Below are 21,087 nucleotides of genomic sequence, written 5' to 3'. Positions count from 1 at the left end.
CCGGAACCGGGCCGCCGGACTGAAGGGGCGGTCGCATGTTGAAGTCCTCGCACACGGACGACGCGTCGTCGGCGCCGCTGTCGCCGACCCAGCACGCCATCTGGGTCGCATGCCGGGCCGACCCCGACGCTCCGGTATACCGGGCGGCCGAATGCGTCCAGGTGGAAGGGCCGCTCGACCGGGCTCTGTTCGAGCAGGCGCTGCGGCGCACGGTGGACGACGTCGACTCCCTGCGGGCCAGATTCGTCGAGACGGCGGATGGACCACGCCAGCTGATCGGCGCCCTCCCGCCGTGGGAACCGGCATGGCTCGACTTCCGGTCACAGCCCGACCCCCGGGCCGCCGTCGACGAGTGGATACGCAAGGACCTCGCCCGCCTGATCGACCTGGCCGCCGACCGGTTGTTCACCTTCGCCGTCTTCCGGATCGCAGAGCATACCTACCTCTGGTACCAGGGCTATCACCACATCGTCATCGACGGCGTCGGCTTCGCACTGCTCAACCAGCGGTTCGCCGAGGCGTACAACGCCCTGACGGACGGCCTGGCCGTTCCCGCCGCGTCCATCGGCTCGGTGCGGTCACTCGTCGACGATCACGAGGAGTACGCCCGCTCCAGCCAGTTCCTCGAAGACCAGGCCTACTGGTGGGACCGCTTCGCCGACCTTCCGGAGCCGGGTCGGCTGGCCGGGGAGCCGCCGACGGGGTGGACGGTTCCGGTACGACGGCGCGCGGCACTGCCGGAGCGGTCCCTGGACGCGCTGCGGGATGCGCGGCAACGGCACGGCGCAAGGACGTCCCGGCTGATGTTCGCGGCTGCCGCCGTGCTGGTACACCGGCACTCCGGAGCCGGTGATGTCGTCCTCGGACTGCCGGTCACCGCACGGGTCACCGAGACGGCGAAGACGGCAGCCGGCCCGCTGGTGAACGTGCTGCCGCTGCGGCTCTCGGTACGGCCGCAGACTCCGGTGCGCGAGCTGGTCGAACAGGTCGGCGCTGAGATCAGGGCGGCGCTGGCCCACCAGCGCTATCCCGGCGAGCGGCTGCGCCAGGAGCTGAGGGCACGCGGTATGGGACGCTCCGTGTGGGGGCCGGCGGTGAACGTCATCCCGTTCCACTACGGTGGCCGCCTGGGCGGCGCCCGCATGGTGACGTCACGTAATATGTCGGTCCGTCACATTCACGACATGAGCTTCAGCGCCTACCGGCGTGCCGACGGCGGGCTGGACATCGATCTGGACGCTGATCCGCGGCTCTACACGGACGGCGAAGTCGCAGGCCATCACGAGGCGTTCGGTCAACTCGTCGGGGAGATCACCGAGGCGCTCGACCACCCCGGTCGTACGATCGCCGACCTGTCAACGGTGGGGCGCGAACGCCGGGAGGCGCTGAACGGTTGGGGACGCCCGGCCGGACCGCCCGTCCCCGCACGCACCTTCTCCGACCTCTTCCGGGAAGTTGCGGCACGGCACGGGGACGCGCCGGCGGTGGAGCTGGCGGGCGCGCCCTGCGTCGGCTACACGGAGCTGGACGAACGGGCCGACGCGCTGGCCGGGCTACTGCTCGCCAGGGGCGTCGGGCCGGAATCGCTCGTCGCGGTCGCGCTGCCCCGCTCCGTCGACCTCGTGGTGGCTGTGTTGGCCGTGATGCGGGCCGGCGGCGCCTACCTGCCCGTCGATCCGGCGTACCCGCGAGACCGTATTGTCCGTATGCTTGCCGACGCCCGGCCGCAGTGCCTGCTCACCGTGGAAGGACTGGCCGAGCAGGCCGGGACGGAGGACACACCCGTCCTCCTCCTGGACGCTCCGGCCACCCGGGAGGAGTTGTCCGGGACGGCTCGCGCCTCAAGCGGCGCCGCGCCCGCCGTGGCCCCCGACGTCCGGAACACGGCCTACGTCATCTACACCTCCGGTTCCACCGGAGTTCCCAAGGGCGTCGCGGTGACCCACCAGGGGGTGGCGGCCCTCGCGCAGGCCCAGCAGCGGGCCTTCCGCGTCGGCCCGGGGTCACGGGTGTTGCAGTTCGCCTCGATCAGCTTCGACGCCGCGTTCTGGGAACTGGCCATGGCATTGCTCTCCGGTGGCACCCTCATCCTCGCGCCACATCCGGACGAGCTGCTGCCACCCGAGCTGGGGCGCTTGCTCAGCGAGCGGAGGATCACCCACGTGACCCTCCCGCCGGCGGTACTGGCGGCTCTCCCCGACGGGGCGATACCCGAGGGAGTCACCCTCGCCGTGGCAGGCGAGGTGTGTCCGCTCGAGCTGGTGGACACATGGTCGCCCGGCCGTAAGATGATCAACGCTTACGGCCCCACCGAGACCACGGTGTGCTGCACCACGAGCGAGCCGTTGAGCGGCGGCACCGGCTCGCCGGTCCCGATCGGCAGCCCTTTTGCGCTCTCGGGCATTCACGTGCTGGACCACGCCCTGCAACCGGTCCAGCCCGGAGTCGCCGGCGAGGTGTACGTGACGGGGCCGGGCCTTGCCCGCGGCTACCTCGGCCGGGCCGGTCTGACCGCCGAGCGCTTCGTGGCGAACCCGTTCACCGGCGACGGCGACCGCATGTACCGCACCGGCGACCTGGCACGGTGGCGGGAAGACGGCCGGCTGGAGTTCATCGGACGCGCGGACCAGCAGGTGAAGATCCGCGGTTTCCGCGTCGAGCTGGGCGAGATCGAGTCCGTACTGCTGGCGTCGGACGGAGTCCGTCAGGCGGTCGCCGTCCTGCGCACCGAGGGCGTACGCGAGCCGCAGATCGTCGCCTACGTCGTACCCGAGGGCACCGCTGCCCTGGATGTCGACGCGGCCCACGGACGGCTGGCCGAGACGCTTCCCGCCCACATGCGCCCGCACGCGATCCTCGAACTCGGCGCCCTGCCGGTCACTCCTCAGGGCAAGGTGGACCGCGCCGCCCTACCGGCCCCCTCCCGAACGGGTGGGACGACGGCCACCGACCACGGGTTCGTCAGCCCGCCGCTGACGCCGCGGGAACGACAGCTGTGTGCGCTCTTCGCCGAGATCCTCGATATCGATGCCGACACGGTCGGGATCGACCGGAGCTTCTTCGAAATGGGCGGACACTCCCTGCTGGCGGGGCAGCTCGTGGTCCGCATCCGTGCCGAACTCGGCGCCCACTGCGGCATGGAGACGGTCTTCCTCGCGCCGACGGTGCGGGAGCTCGCCGAACGTCTGGGGGACCGTCGGGCCGGCTCCGACGACGATCCCGTCCGCCGAGGCCCGGTTCCGGCACTCCGCGACGGCGACCTGGAGCTGTCGTTCGCGCAGCGGAGGCTGTGGTTCCTGCAGCAGCTCGAAGGGCCCAGTACCGCGTACAACATCCCGCTCGTCCTCAGCCTCGGCGGTGAACTCGACCAGAGCGCCCTCGCCGCGGCACTAGGAGACGTCGTCGACCGCCATGAGACGCTGCGCACCCTCTACCAGGACCGCGCGGGACGACCGGTCCGGCGCATCCTCGCCGAGGGCGGCCCGGCGCACCCTGGACTGGCCGTCGTGGCCACCGACGACTCGCGACTGCGCGAAAGGCTGACCGAGGCCGCGGCCGACACCTTCGACCTGTCGGCCGAGCCCCCGCTGCGGGCCGTGCTGTTCGCCCTTGACCCGGGGCGGCACGTACTTCTGCTGCTGCTGCACCACGTCGCCGCCGACGCCGAGTCGCTGGGCCCGCTGATGCGCGACCTCCTGGCCGCCTACGAAGCCCGTCGCGCCGGACAGGTTCCGGCCCTGACGCCCCTGCCCCTGCAGTACGCCGACTACACCGCTTGGCAGCGCCGCATGCTGGGCGACGAGGCAGACCCGGACAGCGTCTCCGCCCGGCAGATCGCCTTCTGGCAGAAGGCACTGGCCGGTCTCCCCGACCACCTCGACCTGCCCTTCGACCGGCCCCATCCGGCAGGCGTCCGCACCGCACCCGCCGCGGTGACCGAAATCGACCTCGACCCCGCTCTTCACAGCCGTGTCGTCGGCCTCGCACGGTCCGCCGACGCCAGCACCTTCATGGTGCTCCAGGCCGCCCTGGCGGCACTGTTGACCAGGCTCGGCGCCGGCGACGACATCGCCGTCGGCGCGGCCGTGGCGGGGCGCTCCCACACATCCCTCGCCGACCTGGTCGGTCTGTTCGTCAACACGGTGGTGCTGCGCACCGACACGTCGGGCAACCCCTCCTTCCGTGAACTGCTGGGTCGGGTGCGCCGGGCGAACGCCGCGGCCTACGGTCACCAGGACCTGCCGTTCGAACGGCTGGTGGAGGCGCTCAAGCCTCCGCGTTCGATGTCCAGGCACCCGCTCTTCCAGGTCATGCTCTCGATGGACAGCTCCCGGCGGGTGCTGCCGTCCGTGGCCGGCCTGGAACTGGAGCTGACGGGCATGCCCACCGGGACGGCCAAGTTCGACCTGTCCTTCAACGTTCGGGAAGCCTTCACGGCTGAAGGCGATGCGGACGGGATCAGGGCGTCTCTGGAATACCGCGCCGATGTCTTCCGCCCGGACACCGCCCGGGCCCTGCTGGAGCGATACGTCCGCCTGATCGAGGCGGTCACGCAGGACCCGGGCACGCGGATCGGTGACGCCCGTATCCTCGCCGACGACGAGCACCACCGACTACTGCACGACTGGAACCGGACCGAGGCACCACACACGTTGGACGATGTGGTGGCGCGAGTCAGCGCCATGGCCGACCGGCGACCGGACTCGGTGGCCGTCACCGACGATGACGGTGACGTGACCTACCGGGAACTCGTGGCGCGGATGGAGCTGGTGGCAAGCCGGCTACGGGCCCATGGCGCGGGGCCGGACACGGTGGTCGGCGTGCTGGCCGACCGGAGCCGCTGGGCGGTGACCGCGTTCCTCGGCGTTCTCGCGGCCGGAGCCGCGTACCTTCCCCTGGAGACGGGTGCACCCGCGAGCCGGTCCGCCGCCCTGCTGACCGACGCGGGAACGCGTTGGCTGCTGGCCGACCCCCGGCACGGAGACCTCGCGGCCGCCGTCGCGAAGGGCGCGGCCGGCACGGTGGCCGTACTGGAGCTCACCGGGGACGGCGTAGAACCCATCGGCGGTACGCGCGTGACACCGGCGCCCGACCAGCTGGCGTACGTCATCTTCACGTCCGGTTCCACCGGCCGTCCCAAGGGCGCGATGGTCCACCACCGGGGCATGAACAACCACCTGCTGGCCAAGGTGGAGAGCCTCACCCTCACCGCTGAGGACACGATCGTCCTCAACGCCCCGCTCACCTTCGACATCTCGCTGTGGCAGATGGTCGCCGCCCTGCTCGTCGGCAGCCGTACGCTCGCGGTCGGACCGGACCTGGCGGCCGATCCAACGGGGCTGTTCCGGTCCGTGGCCCGTCAGGGGGTCACCGTCCTGGAAGTGGTGCCCTCCCTGCTGCGGGCCGTCTTGGAGGCGTGGGACGACGGGACGCGGGTGCCGCCGCTGCCGAAGCTGCGCTGGTTGGTCGTCACCGGCGAGGAGCTGCCCGCCGAACTGAGCCGACGCTGGCACGCCCGCTTCCCGGACATCCCCGTCGTCAACGCGTACGGTCCGACCGAGTGTTCGGACGACGTCACCCACGCCATCGTCGCGCAGCCGCCCACGCGGACCACGGCACCCATCGGCCGTGCGATCCGTAACACCCGGCTGTACGTGCTGAGCGATGAGCTCCAGCCCGTACCCGTCGGAGTCGTCGGCGACCTGTACGTCGCCGGTACCGGAGTCGGCCGGGGATACCTCGGCGATCCGGCCAAGACCGCGGGCACCTTCGTGGCAGATCCCTTCACCGCCGACGGCGGCCGTCTCTACCGCACCGGCGACCGGGTGCGGTTCCTCCCGGATGGCCAGCTCGAGTTCCTGGGTCGCCGCGACACTCAGGTCAAGATCCGGGGACGACGGATCGAACTGGGGGAGGTGGAGGCGCAAATGCGCGCCCAGCCCGGTGTGACGGATGCGGTGGCATCCGTGGTGACCGGCCTGGGCGGACACCCCCGACTCGTCGGGTACATCGTCGGCAGCCAGGACACCCGGGCGGTGCGGGAGGCACTGTCCGCACAGCTGCCGGACCATCTGGTGCCGTCCGCGGTGATGGCGCTGGACGCGATCCCGCTGACGCCGAACGGCAAGACCGACCGCAAGGCGCTGCCCGTGCCGGAAATGCCCGGCGCGCTGAGCCGGGCGCCGGGCACGCCGCAGGAAGAGATCCTGTGCGGGCTGTTCGCCGACGTGCTCGGCGTGGACCGGGTCGGCACCGACGCCAGCTTCTTCGACCTCGGCGGCCATTCCCTACTGGCCACCCGGCTGGTGTCGCGGATCCGTGTGAAGCTCGGCGTGGAAATCACCCTCGCGACTCTGTTCCGGGCACCGACCCCTGCCGGCCTCGCCCGGCGGCTGCCGGGCGCCGGGCCGGCGCGTCCGGCACTGGTGCGGCAGACCCGTCCTGGCGTGCTGCCGCTGTCCCCGGGACAGCAACGCCTGTGGTTCCTGCACCACCTCCGGCCGGACTCCACCGAGTATCACGTGCCGGTCGTGCTCGACATCGAGGGACCGCTCGACTCCGCGGCTCTGGCAGCGGCGCTGGAGGATGTCGTCCAGCGGCACGAGGTCCTGCGCACGCTGTATCCAGCCGACGGCCCCGAGCCCCACCAGCACGTGCTCCCGTTCGCGGAGCTCCGACTCGAACTGCAAGAAACCCCGGTCGAGCAGCTGTCCGAGCTGGTGCAGGCCCGCGTCGACCGGCCGTTCTCCCTGGCGACCGAACCGCCTGTCCGGGCGGCGCTGCTGTCCACACCGGGCGCCGAGGTCCTCGTCCTCGTCCTGCACCACATCGCCTTCGACGGCTGGTCGCTCGACGTCTTCCTCCGGGACCTGGACACGGCCTACCGGTCACGCTCAGCCGGGCAGGAGCCGGGCTGGGAACCGCTGCCGGTGCAGTACGCGGACCACGCGCTGGCGCAGCGGCAGCTGCTGAGGGACACCTCCGACGCCGGCGGTGTGCTCAAGGACCAACTGGGGTTCTGGCATGTGGCGCTGGCGGACCTGCCTGAAGAGGTGACGCTCCCGACGGACCGGCCGCGCCCCGCCGCGCCGGACTTCGCAGGTGACATCGTGCCGCTCGGACTCGACGGACAGGTGTGGGACGGGGTACGGAAACTTGCCCGCACCAGTGGGGCGACCGTCTTCATGGTCCTGCATGCCGCGTTGACCGCCCTGCTGTCACGGCTGGGCGCCGGAGACGACGTGCCGGTCGGCACCGTGGTAGCCGGACGGGGCGACGAACTGCTCGACGACCTGGTCGGCTTCTTCGGCAACACGGTGACCCTGAGGGTGTCGACCGCGGGCAACCCCCCGTTCGCCGACCTGCTGGACCGTACACGTACCGCGGACCTCGCGGCCTTCGCTCACCAGGATGTGCCCTTCGAACAGGTGGTGGAGGAGCTCAACCCGAGGCGGTCGCTGTCGCACCACCCACTGTTCCAGGTGATGCTGGCACTGCAGGACACCCCGCAGGCGGAGCCTGCTCTGGGCGGTCTGACCATGCGCCGCCGGTTCGCGGGGCTCGGGCGGGCGAAGTTCGACCTGTCCTTCCTGTTGCGCTCAGCGGACGACGGACTCACCGGCGGCGTGGAGTACGCCACGGAGCTGTACGACCGGTCCACAGTGGAGAGTCTGGTCACGGCGCTGCGCCGAGTGCTGACAGCGGTCGTCGCCGACCCCGGTGTCCGGCTCGGTGACATCGACCTGCTGGGCGCGCGCGAGCGGACTGACCTCGTGCGCCACCGCAACGACACCCGCCACCCGGTGCCGTACGAGACCGTCGTCGAAGCCTTCCGGGCCCAGGCGGCCAAAACACCCGACGCCATTGCCGTCAGCGCGCCCGACGCCGTGCTGACCTACCGTGACCTGGACGCCCGGACCGATCGCCTCGCCGGGATGCTCACCCACCGGGGCGCCGGGCCCGAGCGGTTCGTCGCGATCCTCCTGCCGCGCGGTGCGGAGCAGATCGTGGCGGTGCTCGCGGTCCTGAAGTCAGGGGCCGGCTATCTGCCGCTCGACGTGGACCATCCCGCAGAGCGGCTCCAGGCCGTCGTGGGCAGTGCCAGGCCGGTCGTGGCGATGACCACCGCCCTACTCGCCCACCGGCTCCCGCTGCCGACGCTGCTGGTGGACCAGGACCCGCCCGGGACGGCAGCGCCCGTTCCCGCGCCGCCCCGCCCCGGGCACCCGGCGTACGTGATCCACACGTCCGGCTCGACGGGCACGCCCAAGGGCGTCGTGATCGAGCACCGTGCGCTCGCTCACTACGTGGCGTGGGCGGCGATGTCCTATCCCGGCGTGGGCGACCGGACCCTGCTGCACTCGCCGATCACCTTCGACATGCCCGTGACCACGCTGTTCGCGCCGCTGGTGTCCGGGGGCAGGATCGATGTCGGCGACCTGGAAACCGGTCCCACACCCGACCGGGGATACAGCCTGCTGAAGATGACCCCGACTCATCTGGCCATGCTCGGCGAACCGCACCCACAGTTCGCGGCCGGATGCGATCTGGTGGTCGGCGGGGAGCAACTGCCCGCGGAGCTGGCCGAGGCGTGGTTGTCCCGCGTACCAGGGATGACGATCCACAACGAGTACGGTCCCACTGAGGTGACCGTCGGCTGCGTGCGATTCTCGGCGTCCTCCTCCACCCGTCTGCCCGCGGGCGGTGTGCCGATCGGGCGCCCGGTGTGGAACACAGCCGTCTACGTGCTGGACGCATGGCTCAACCCGGTTCCCGTCGGGGTCACGGGTGAGCTCTACGTGTCCGGCGCGGGGCTGGCGCGCGGATACCTGGGCGCCGCGGGTGCCACCGCCGAGAGGTTCGTGGCCGACCCCTGGGCACAGGGACGCCGCATGTACCGCAGCGGGGACCTCGTGCGGTGGACGGCGGATGGCCTGCTCACCTTCCACGGCCGGGCCGACGATCAGGTCAAGATCCGCGGCTTCCGGGTCGAGCCCGGCGAGGTCGAGGCGGTCCTGGGCCGCCATCCCGTGGTGTCCCGGGCGGTCGTGATCGCGCGGGAGCAGGACCTCGTGGCCTACGTGAGCGCGACATCGGCGGTGACCCCGGGCGACCTGCGCGCGTGGGCCGCCCAGATGCTGCCCGCGCACCTGGTCCCTGCCCTGTTCGTCGTGCTGGCGGAACTGCCCACCACCACCAGCGGCAAGGTGGACCGACGCGCCCTGCCGGAGGCGTCGGCCCGGGGCAGCGGCGGTGCACTGGGCGACCCGGTCGTGGAAGTTCTGGCGGGTGTCTTCGGCGAGGTACTGGGAGCCGAGCAGGTCGGTGCCGACGACGACTTCTTCGACCTCGGCGGGCACTCGCTGTCGCTGCTGCGGCTAGTGAACCGGATTCGTACGGTGTTCGGCCGCGAGGTGCCCGCGCGGGCGGTGTTCGAGCATCCGACGGTGCGCTCGCTCGCCGCCCTGCTCACCGGAGCCCGCGACGCACGGCCGGCGCTGCGCCGGGGTCCGCGCCCGCAGCGGGTGCCGTTGTCGTCGGCGCAGCGCCGCCTGTGGTTCCTCAACCGGATGAACCCCGAGGACTGGAGCTACAACGTACCCCTGTTGCTGGACCTGGAAGGGACCCTGGCTCCGACGGCGCTGGAGGCTGCTCTGGCGGACGTGGTCCAGCGGCACGAGCCGCTGCGCACCGTGCTGCCCGGCGACGACGGGGAACCGTGGCAGGAGGTCCTGTCCGGCCCCGAGGCCCTGCCCGGCATCGTGACGCTGGAGGTCACCCCGGAGGAGGTGGCCCGGAAGACCGAGGACGCCCAGCGGTACGCGTTCGATCTGGCCGCCGAACCGCCACTGCGGGTATGGCTGCTGAGCACCGCGCCGGACCGCCACCGCCTGCTGCTGCTTCTCCACCACGTCGCCGTGGACGGCATGTCCATCGGTCCGCTGCTGCGCGACCTGGACGAGGCGTACCGGGCCCGGTACGCCGGGCGGGCTCCGCAGTGGCAGCCGCTCGCGGTGGACTACGCGGACTACGCGATGTGGCAGCGGGACATGCTCGACGATCCGGACACGGACAGTGCGCGGAACCAGGGTGTCGCGTTCTGGAGGTCCGCGCTCGCCGGACTTCCCCACGACCTGCCCCTGCCGGTGGACCGCCCGCGCCCCGCGGTACCGGGCCTCACCGGCGGAGTGGTGCCCTTCACTGTGGACGCCTCGCGGTGGGGGCAGATCAGGTCGCTGGCGCGCAGCTGCGGCGCGAGCGTCTTCATGGTGCTGCACGCAGCGGTCACCGCCCTGCTGTCGAGGCTCGCCGCCGGGGACGACGTGCCGGTCGGCACGCCCGTCGCGGGTCGTGGGGACGAGGCCCTGGACGGCCTGGTCGGGTTCTTCGTCAACACCGTGGTGCTGCGGGTGTCCACCGCCGGAAACCCCTCCTTCGCCGAGCTGGTGGAGCGCACGCGTGAGTCGGACCTCGCCGCGTTCACCCATCAGGACGTGCCGTTCGAGCAGGTCGTGGACGAGGTCAATCCGGCACGGTCGCTGTCGCGCCACCCGCTGTTCCAGGTGATGGTCACACTGCAGAACGCACCGGAAGCGATGGCCGGGCTCGGGGACCTCACCGTCAGTCGGACCGTTCCCGACATCACCGCCGCCAAGGTGGACCTGGCGTTCGGGTTCACCGACGACGCCGACGAGGGATGCCGGGGTGCTGTGCAGTATTCCGCAGACTTGTTCGACCGCTCGACCGTCGAGCGGCTGGCGGCCATGCTCGACCGGTTGCTGCGCGCGGTGGTCGCCGAGCCGGGTCGGGCCATCGCGGATCACGACCTGCTCGGTCCGCAGGACCGGGACCTGCTGTCCCGGCACGGCAGCGGCGTCCGGAACGGTGTGGCCGGCCTAAGCATCACGGACGCCTTCGCCGCGCAGCAGGCCCGCACCCCGGACGCGGTCGCCGTGACCGACGGCGCCGACGCCCTGACGTATCGTCAGCTCGACCGGAAGGCCGAGCTGTTGGCCGACCGGCTCGCCGAACTCGGCGTCACCGCCGAGACAAACGTGGCCGTTCTGCTGGAACGCTCGCGAGATCTGGTCGTCTCGGCCCTGGCGGTCCTCAAGGCCGGTGGCACGTACGTTCCGTTCGAGCCGGAGGACGCGCCGGTCCGGGTAGGTGCCCTGGCCCGGCAGGCCGACGCGGTCCTTCTGCTGACGCACACCCGGCTTCGTGACCACGACACCGTCCGGGACTCCTGGGTACCGGTGGTGTTCGCCGACGCGCACAGCCGGGCGGGCGCACCGAGACGACGCAGGGCCCGTCGCCCCGCGCAGCTCGCCTACGTCATGCATACGTCGGGTTCAACGGGCACGCCGAAGGGCGTCGGGATCAGCGATGCTTCCGTGGTCGCCCTGGCGGCCGACCGGTGGTGGTCCCACGGTGCCGCCGAGCGCGTGCTGATGCACACCTCCCCCGCCTTCGACCCCGCCACCTTCGAGCTGTGGGTACCGCTGCTCACCGGCGGATGCTCGGTCGTCGCACCCTGGCGGCGGCACCCCGAGCCGCATCTGCTGGCGCGCGCCGTGGCCGAGCACGGCATCACCGGAGTCGCCTTGTCCGCCGCGGTGTTCGAGGCGCTCGCCACCGCGGACCCCAGCTGCCTGCGAGGCCTGCAGGAGGTGTGGACCGGCGGCGAGAGCATGTCGCCGCAGGCGACCGCGCGTGTGCGCGAGGCAGCTCCCGGCACACGGCTGACAAACAGCTACGGGCCGACCGAGACGACCTTCGCGGTGGTACAGCACACCGTGGACGCGGACGGCCCGGCCGGCCGTGTGCCGATCGGCCGGCCGATGGACAACGTCCGCTGCCATGTGCTGGACGACCGGCTCCGACCGGTCCCCCTCGGTGTGCCCGGCGAGCTCTATGTCGCCGGTCCCGGACTCGCTCGCGGGTACCTGGCCCAGCCCGGCGGATCGGCGGAGCGTTTCGTGGCCGACCCCTTCGGCGCGCCGGGGGAGCGGATGTACCGCACCGGGGACCGGGTCCGCTTCCGGCCGGATGGCGAACTGGAGTTCCTCGCACGGACCGACCAGCAGATGAAGATCCGTGGCCACCGGGTCGAACCCGGCGAGATCGAGGCGGCGCTGGCCGCGTGCCCGGACATCGCACGCGCGGCGGTCGTGGTCCGGCAGGACCGGTTGGGCGTCCCTGTCCTGGTCGGCTACGTTGTCCCGGAACCGGGCGGACCGGCACCGTCGGCCGAGGCGCTCCGTAGCCGGCTGGCGGCGCTCCTGCCCACGCCCATGGTGCCCGCCGCATTCGTGGAACTCGCCGAACTGCCCCTGACACGCAACGGCAAGGTCGACCGCCGGGCCCTCCCGGCACCCGCCCAGGACCCGGGCCCAGCTGCCGTCCGACCGCCCCGCAACCGAACCGAGACGGTGCTGTGCGAGGCGGTCGCCGAACTCCTCCGACTGGAACAGGTGGGCATCGACGACAACCTGTTCGATCTTGGCGGGGACAGCATCCTGTTCATCCAGCTCGTCAGCCGGATGCGGACCGCCGGTCTGCTGCTCGGCGTCCGGGACGTGTTCACCCACCAGACGGTCGCCGACCTGGCCCGCGTGGCCCGGCCGGTCGCCGAGCACCGGGACGTATCCGACGAGTCGGCGAGCGGTGTCCTGCCGCCCACGCCGATCATGCACTGGCTGCGTGAACTCGGCGGCCCCGTGGAGGCGTTCAACCAGTCCATGACCGTGCGTGTTCCAGCGTCGGTGAACCGCGCCCGGCTGGAGGAAGCCCTTCAGACGCTGCTCGACAGGCACGACATGCTCCGCGCGAGGCTGCACTCGGACTGGACCCTGGAGGTCCCTGAGCCCGGTGCCTGCCGTGCCGCGCCGCTGCTGCGGCGGGCGGACGCAACCACCGCGGACGAATCCGTACGGGCCGCCGAGGGCGCGGCGGCCTGCGCACGCCTCGATCCGTGGAACGGCGTGATGCTGCAGGCCGTCTGGTTCGACGCCGGCCCGGCCCGGCCCGGACGACTGCTGCTGGTCATCCACCACCTCGTCGTCGACGGGGTCTCCTGGCGAATCCTGCTGCCGGACCTGGCGGCTGCCTACCGGGCCGCAGAGGCGGGCCGTGCGGCGGCACCAGCGCCGGTGACGTCCTCCTTCCGCGGCTGGGCCAGGCGACTTTCCGCCGCCGCACAGGACCCACAGCGGCTGGAGGAACTGCCGTGGTGGCGCCGTACTTCCGCCGCGGGACCCGGGCTGTTCGGCGAGGACGGTCCGGTGCCCGATCGGGACACCTTCGCCGACCTCGGCCGACTGCGTACCACCGTGCCCACGGAACTGACGTCGGCGATCCTCGGCGAGGTGAGCGCCGCCCTGAACCTCCGGGTGGACGAGGTCCTGCTGTCCGCCCTGGCGCTCGCGGCCGGCGAGTGGCGTCGCCGACGGCGGCTCCCCGGCCAGGGCGTGCTCGTCGACGTCGAGGCCCACGGCCGGGACCTGTCCGGGGGAATGGAGGGAATGGACCTGTCCCGCACGGTCGGCTGGTTCACCCGGATGCATCCCGTCCGGCTCGACCCCGGCACGGTGCCGCCGCAGGACCTGCGTACCGGCGGCCATGCGGTGGAGCGCGCCGCGCGCCGGGTGAAGGAACAGCTGCGCGGGTGCCCCGACGGCGGAGCCGGATACGGCCTGTTGCGCTATCTGACGCCGGACGGCACCGGTGAGGCCCTGACCCGTCGCCGGGCCGAGATCGGATTCAACTACCTCGGCCGGTTCGAGGTCTCCGACGAGGCGGACTGGCTTCCGACCGCCGACCCCGTGCCCGTGCCGGCCGCCGATCCGCGGATGCCGGTGCCGCACACCCTCGAACTGACGGTTGTCTGCACGGACCTGCTCCGGGGCCCGGAGTTCGCGGTCACCTGGAGTTGGGCGCGCGCCCTTCTCGGCGAACAGCAGGCGGCTGACTTCGCCAGCCTCTGGAACGAGACGCTGGCAGCGCTGTGCGCCCGCGCCTGCGCGGGAGGCAAGGCCGGCCGCACTCCTTCCGACGTCCCCCTGGTCTCGCTCAACCAGGAGGAACTGGACCTGCTCGAAGAGAAGTGGAGTTTCTGATGGACCGCTCCGGAGTCGTCGACGTACTTCCGCTGTCGCCCCTGCAGGAGGGCATTCTCTTCCACGCCCAGCTGGGCGACGGGCAGGCCGATCCCTATGTGGTGCAGCTCGTCCTGGCTCTCGACGGGCCGATCCGTGCCGACGGGCTGCGGCATGCCGCCGAGCGGATCTTGACACGGCACCAGAACCTGCGGGCCGCCTTTCTCAGCCAGCGCGAAGGCGCGCCCATCCAGGTCGTCCCGCGCCGCGTGGAGGTGGCATGGCAGCAGCACGACCTGAGCGCACTGCCACTGCCGGAGCGGGAGACAGAACTGGCTCGGCTGCTGCAGGAGGACCGGGAGGCCGGATTCGACCTGGCCCGGCCGCCGCTGATCCGGTTCGCCCTGGTCCGGCTGGCACCGGACGCACACCGCTTCGTGGTGACCAACCATCACATCCTGCTCGACGGCTGGTCCGGCCCGCTGATGCTGCGCGACCTGTTCTCCGTGTACGCCGCCGACGGCGACGACAGCCACCTGCCCGCGGTCACGCCGTACCGCGAGTACCTGCGGTGGCTGTCCGAACGCGACCGTGACGCCGCCCGGCAGGTGTGGGGCGAAGTGCTGTCAGGGCTTGACGGGGGGACCCTCGTCGCGGCGCCAGGCATCGGCCGGGCCGCTGCCCGGTCGTCGCGCCACGAGCACGTCACGGTGCAGCTGCCCCCCCAGGTCACCGACGCGCTGCGGGAGACCGCAAAGGGCCTGCGGGTCACGGTGAGCACTGCGGTGCACACAGCCTGGGCCCTGCTGCTGGCCCGGCTGACCGGCCGGGTAGACCTTGTCTTCGGCAGCGTGGTCTCCGGCAGGCCCCCGGTGCTGCCCGGGATCGAGACCATGGTCGGACTGCTGATCAACACGGTGCCGGTGCGCGTCAGGCTGGACCCGGCCGAATCGCTGGGAGAACTCGCCGCACGGGTCCAGCGCGAGCAGTCGGCGCTCGCCGACCACCAGTACCTGGGCCTGTCCGAGCTGCACCGACCGGCAGGTGCCACCGAACTGTTCGACACGGCCGTGGTGTTCGAGAACTACCCGGTCGACCGGGACGGTGTGCAGTCCGTGCTCGACGGCGTACGGGTGTCGGTCGAGAGCGCCGAAGACGCCATGCACTACCCGCTGAGCCTCGGCGCCTCCTTGCGTGGCAGCGCGCTGGAGCTGAGGGTGATGCACCGAACCGACGTCTTCGACACCGAGCGGGCGCGGGCGATCGCCGACGGACTGGTCGACCTGCTGGGCGAACTGGCCACCCGGCCGGGCGTGGCCGTCGCCCGCACCGACACGCCGTTCCGGGCGGAAACAGCGCTGGCACTGACACACGCCCGCGGCTCGGACACGGACCTCGCGGCGACCGATCTGCCCAGCCTGATCGAGGCCCAGGCAGCCCGCACTCCGCACGCCGTCGCGGTCGTGGCCGAGGACACCGCGCTCACCTACGCCGAACTCGACGCCTGGGCCGACCGGCTCGCCGGACACCTCCTCCGACGGGGCGCCGGCCCGGAGCGCACGGTGGCCGTGGCCCTGCCCCGCTCGGCCGAACTGGTGGTGGCGCTGTACGCGGTGCACAAAACAGGGGCCGCCTATCTGCCGATCGATCCCGGCTACCCGGCGGAGCGCATCGCGTTCATGCTGGCCGACGCGGAACCCGCGGTCGTCCTCGACGACCCGTCCGAGGTCCGCGCATCCCGGGCGGGGACCGGTTCCGCCCCGCCGAGGACCCTGTGGCCGGACAGCCCGGCCTACGTCATCCACACCTCGGGTTCCACCGGCCTGCCCAAGGGCGTCGTGGTCAGCCATGCCGCGATTCTCAACCGGCTGCGGTGGATGCAGGACACCTACGGGCTGCGCGCCGACGACCGGGTGCTGCAGAAGACACCGTCGAGCTTCGACGTGTCCGTCTGGGAGCTCTTCTGGCCTCTGATCACCGGGGCCACGTTGGTCCTCGCGCGGCCGGAGGGCCACAAGGACGCGCGCTATCTCGCGGAGTTCATCCAGGAGCAGCGGATCACCACGGCTCACTTCGTCCCTTCGATGCTGCAGATGTTCCTGGAGGAACCGGCCGCGTCCGGATGCTCCTCGCTGCGACTGGTCGTATGCAGCGGCGAGGCGCTGCCCGTGGAACTGGCCGCGTCGTTCCGGCGCACCCTCGGCGCCGAGCTGGCCAATTTCTACGGTCCTACCGAAGCAGCCGTGGACGTGACGGCCTGGGACGTATGCGACGACACGGTCCCGATCGGCCGACCCGGATGGAACACCCAGGCCCACGTGCTCGACCCCTACCTGCGCCCCACTCTGCCCGGAGTGCCTGGTGAGCTCCACCTGGCGGGCGCCCAGCTCGCCCGCGGCTACCTCGGCCGGCCGGGGCTGACCGCGGAACGATTCGTCGCCAACCCATGGACACCGGGCGAGCGGATGTACCGCACCGGTGACCTCGTCCGCCGCAGGGCCGACGGAATCCTCGAGTTTCTGGGCCGGACCGACGACCAGGTCAAGATCAGAGGCTTCAGGGTCGAACTGCGCGAAGTCGAGTCGGTGCTCGCACGGCACCCCGGCCTCCGCCGGGCCGTGGTGGTGGCGCACGGCCAGGAACTGGCCGCCTACCTGCTCGCCCAGCCCGACACGGACATCTCCGCGGTCCGTGAATCAGCCTCCACGGTACTGCCGGAATACATGGTGCCCTCGTCCTTCACGATCCTGGACGAGATACCGATCGGGCCGAGCGGCAAGGTCGACCGCCGGGCGCTGCCCGCGCCGCACCGCCCCCACAGTGCCGGACGGCGCCCTCGCAACCCGCGCGAGGCGATCCTGTGCGACCTGTTCGCCGAGGTGCTGGGACTGGCCGGGACCGGCATCGACGACGACTTCTTCGCGCACGGCGGTCATTCGCTGCTCGCCACCCGGCTGGTCAACCGGATTCGCGCCACGCTCGGTGTCGAGGTCGCCCTCCGGCAGCTGTTCGAGACACCGACCGTGGCGGGCCTCGCGACCGTTCTGGACCCCGCTGCCGCCACCCGGCCGTCCCTGCGCCCCGTGCCGCGTCCCGAGCGCATCCCGCTGTCGTTCGCGCAGCGGCGGCTGTGGTTCATCAACCAGCTCGAGGGGCGGAGCCCGACGTACAACATTCCCGTCGTGCTGAACCTCGGAGGCATGCTGGACACGGAGGCGCTGCGCGCTGCCATGGCCGACGTGATGCTGCGACACGAGAGCCTGCGCACGGTCTTCCCGTCCCACGACGGCCTGCCGCACCAGGTGGTGCTGGCACCGGACGCCGTCGAGCCGCAGCTCACCGTGGCCGCCGTCGACCCCGACGCACTCGACGACGCGGTGCGCGCCGCGGTGGACCACACCTTCGACCTGACCGCGGAACCACCTTTGCGGGCTTGGGCGTTCACGTCCCGGGCGTCCACCGAGGACCATGTCCTGATCCTGCTGCTCCATCACATCGCCGGCGACGGCTCCTCGCTCAACCCGCTCCTCGGCGACCTGGCCACGGCCTACGCCGCGCGGCGCGACGGTGCGCGGCCCGACTGGGCGCCGCTGCCCGTGCAGTACGCCGACTACGCCCTGTGGCAGCACCAGATGTTCGGTGACGGCGAGGACACCGACAGCCTCATCGGCCGCCAGGTGACGTTCTGGACCACCGTCCTCGACGGAGCCCCGGCGGAACTCGATCTGCCGACCGACCGGCCGCGGCCCGCGGTGGCCAGCTACCGCGGCGCCACCGTCGACTTCACTCTCGACGCCGATCTGCACACCGAACTCGCCGACCTCGCCCGGACCGGCCGGGCCACCCTGTTCATGGTGCTGCAGGCTGCCTTCGCGGCACTCCTGACCCGACTGGGCGCCGGCACCGACATCCCGCTGGGCACACCTGTCGCCGGCCGGACCGACAACGCGCTCGACCGGCTCGTCGGGTTCTTCGTCAACACCCTGGTGCTGCGCTGCGACACCTCGGGCAACCCCGCGTTCCGTCAGCTCCTCGCCCGGGTCCGCGCCACCGACCTTGATGCCTACGCCCACCAGGACCTGCCCTTCGAGCACCTGGTGGAGACGATGAACCCGGCACGCTCCCTGGCGGGCAACGCCCTGTTCCAGGTGATGTTCGCCCTGCAGAACGTCGACGGCGTCACGGTCGACCTGCCCGGCCTGACCGCCCAGCCCCGCCCGGTGCCCGCCCGCAACGCCAAGTTCGACCTTTTCGTCAGCGTGGCCGAGCGGCGTACGGCCGAGGGCGGACCCGACGGGCTGTACGGGACGGTCGAGTACGCCTCCGACCTCTTCGACCGGGAGACCGTGGAACAACTCGTCGCCTGGTACGGCGAGTTCCTGCGGACCGTCGTGCGCGATCCCGCGACCCCCATCGAGCAGGTGGAGTTCCTCTCCCCGGCCGAGCAGCACGACTTGCTGGTGACGCGCAACCGGACGGACCGGCCCCTGCCGGCCCACTTCCTGCACGAACGCTTCCAGCAACAGGCCGCAGCCACACCGGACGCTCCCGCGGTGCGCTGCGGCCGCGACGAGCTGACGTACGCCCAGCTCAACGCGCGCAGCAACCGCCTGGCCCGTGAGCTGATCGCGCACGGCGTCGGACCCGAACAGGTCGTCGCCCTGGCCGTCCCCCGCTCGGTCGACATGGTCGTGGCACTGCTCGCCGTCCAGAAGGCCGGGGGCGTGTACCTCCCCATGGACCCCACGCATCCTGCCGAGCGCTTGGAGTTCCTGCTCGGTGACGCCCGGCCGACCCTCCTGATCACCACCCCGGACATCGCACCCCGCCTGCCTGCGGGGAACACCCCGATGTTCGTGCTCGGGGACCCCTCGGCCGAGCGAGCCCTGTCCGGGCGGGACGCCTCGGACCCGGCCGACGAGGACCGTGTCGCCCCGATCCTGCCCGACAACGCCTCCTACATCATCTACACCTCCGGCTCCACCGGCCGGCCCAAGGGCGTCGTGATCTCCTACCGGAGCATCATCAACAACCTGACGGGTTTCGCCGAGCGGTTCCCGATGAGCAGCGACGACTGCACGCTCGCCGTCGCTACCGTCGCGTTCGACATCGTCGCGGTCGACGTCTATCTGCCCCTGCTGCACGGCGGACGCGTGGTCATCGCCGAGTCGGAGGCGGTCCGCCACCCCGCCACGCTCGCCGAACTCGCCGTGCGCCATGACGCCACCGTCCTGCAGGCCACACCGTCGCTGTACCGCACGCTGCTCGCCCACGCGCCCGAAGGGCTGCGTGAGATGCGGCTGCTGGTCGGCGGCGAGACGCTGGGTGCCGGCCTCGCCGAGCGGATGCGGGCGGTGGGCTCCAGCGTCGTCAACCTCTACGGCCCCACCGAGACCACCGTGTGGAGCACCCTGGCCGAAGTCGGCGACTCCCGGACGGTCGCCGACGGTCCGCCCTCGGTGGGCAGCCAGACCCAGAACGTCCGCATGTACGTGCTCGACCCCAGCCTGCGACCCGTGCCTGTCGGCGTCACCGGTGAGCTCTACATCGCCGGAACGGGCCTCGGCCGGGGATACCTCAACCGTCGGTCACTGACCGCGCAACGGTACGTTGCCGATCCCCTCGGCGAGCCGGGCAGTCGGATGTACCGCACCGGCGACCTGGTGCGGTGGCGCCGGGCCGGCGGACTGAACTTCGTGGGCCGGGCGGACGACCAGGTCAAGGTGCGCGGTTTCCGCATCGAACTCGGTGAGGTCGAGGCGGCACTGTCCCGGCAGGACAACGTCGTGGAGGCCACCGTCCTGGCCGACGAGACGGGTGACGGCGAGCGCACGCTCGTCGGCTACGTCGTCCCCGGCACGGCGTGGTCCGCAGGTCGCGACGAGCCGGAGGAGAACGACCAGGTTAGCTCGTGGCGTGACCTCTACGACTCGCTCTACGCAGACCAGGTCGCCGACGGAGGTTTCTGGGAGGACTTCACGGTCTGGCAGAGCAGCTACGACGGTCGGCACCTGCCTCTCGCCGAGATGACCCAGTGGCGTTCGGCGGCCGTCGACCAAGTGCTGCGGCTGAAGCCCCGGCGCGTCCTGGAGATCGGCGTCGGCAACGGGCTGCTGCTGTCCCGGCTGGCCCCGCAGTGCGAGGCGTACTGGGGGACCGACTTCTCCCCGTCGGTGATCGCGGAGCTGGGGGAGCGGCTGCGGGCGCGCGGCGAGGACAGGCCGGGCATTGCACTGCGGGTCCAGAGTGCCGACGACGTCAGCGGACTGCCCCGAGACTTCTTCGACACCATCGTGCTCAACTCGGTGGTCCAGTACTTCCCGCACGCGGGCTATCTCACCGATGTAGTGCACAAGTGCCTGGATCTGCTGGTGCCCGGCGGCCGCGTCGTCCTCGGCGACATCCGCAATCTGCGCCTGCTGCGCTGTCTGCAGACGGCGGTCGCCGTCGGACAGCTCACCGACGCGGCGGACACCTCCTCGGTCCGTGCCCTGGTGGAGCAGAAGGTGGCCGCCGAGGAGGAGCTGCTGCTGGCACCCGACTTCTTCGTCGCGCTCGCCCGGACGTCCCCCGACATCGCGGGGGTGGACATCAGGCTCAAGCGGGGCCGGTTCGACAACGAACTGTCGCGCTACCGCTACGAGGTGGTGATCACCAAGGCACCCGCCGCCCCGGCCCCGGTCGAGGACCTGCCCCGGATGGGCTGGGCGGACCTGGGCTCGACCGGCGCAGTGGCCGGGGCGCTGCTGGACGCACCCCGCGGCCTCCGTGTCACCGACGTGCCCAACGGCCGACTGCTCGCCGAGCACGACGCCCTGCGTGAGCTGCGGAGTGGCAGCGGAACCGCCCGGGTGCTGGCCGCCCTGCGCGCCGAGGCCGGGGGTGTGGACCCCGAGGACCTCCACGACGTGGGTGCCGCTCACGGCTTCCAGGTGGTGACCACATGGTCCGGGCAGGGCCGGGACGACTGCTTCGACGCGGTCTTCGTGCC

The 21,087-nt window shown here is 71.7% G+C and carries 2 protein-coding genes (1 of these 2 only partly in view); both read left to right on the top strand.

Going from position 1 to position 21,087, the window contains the following annotated elements:
- Positions 1 to 35: 35 nt before the first annotated feature.
- Positions 36 to 14,117, top strand: coding sequence for a non-ribosomal peptide synthetase (locus tag OG711_RS01635; protein ID WP_329558126.1), 14,082 nt, complete (start codon positions 36 to 38; stop codon positions 14,115 to 14,117).
- Positions 14,117 to 21,087, top strand: the 5' portion of a protein-coding gene (locus OG711_RS01630; protein WP_329558125.1) for a non-ribosomal peptide synthetase. It continues 10,867 nt past the right edge of the window; only the first 6,971 of its 17,838 coding nucleotides appear in the window; it begins with the start codon at positions 14,117 to 14,119; the stop codon falls past the right edge of the window. The genes OG711_RS01635 and OG711_RS01630 overlap by 1 nt, the downstream gene beginning before the upstream one ends.

This window comes from Streptomyces uncialis, assembly GCF_036250755.1.
Taxonomy (GTDB): Bacteria; Actinomycetota; Actinomycetes; order Streptomycetales; family Streptomycetaceae; genus Streptomyces; species Streptomyces uncialis.
Note: the sequence above shows the minus strand (reverse complement) of the source record. Positions and strands in the feature narration are given on the sequence as shown.

Excerpts from the sequence above, each read along its gene's own strand:
- OG711_RS01635 (WP_329558126.1), top strand. The coding sequence starts at position 36 with ATGTTGAAGTCCTCGCACACGGACGACGCGTCGTCGGCGCCGCTGTCG.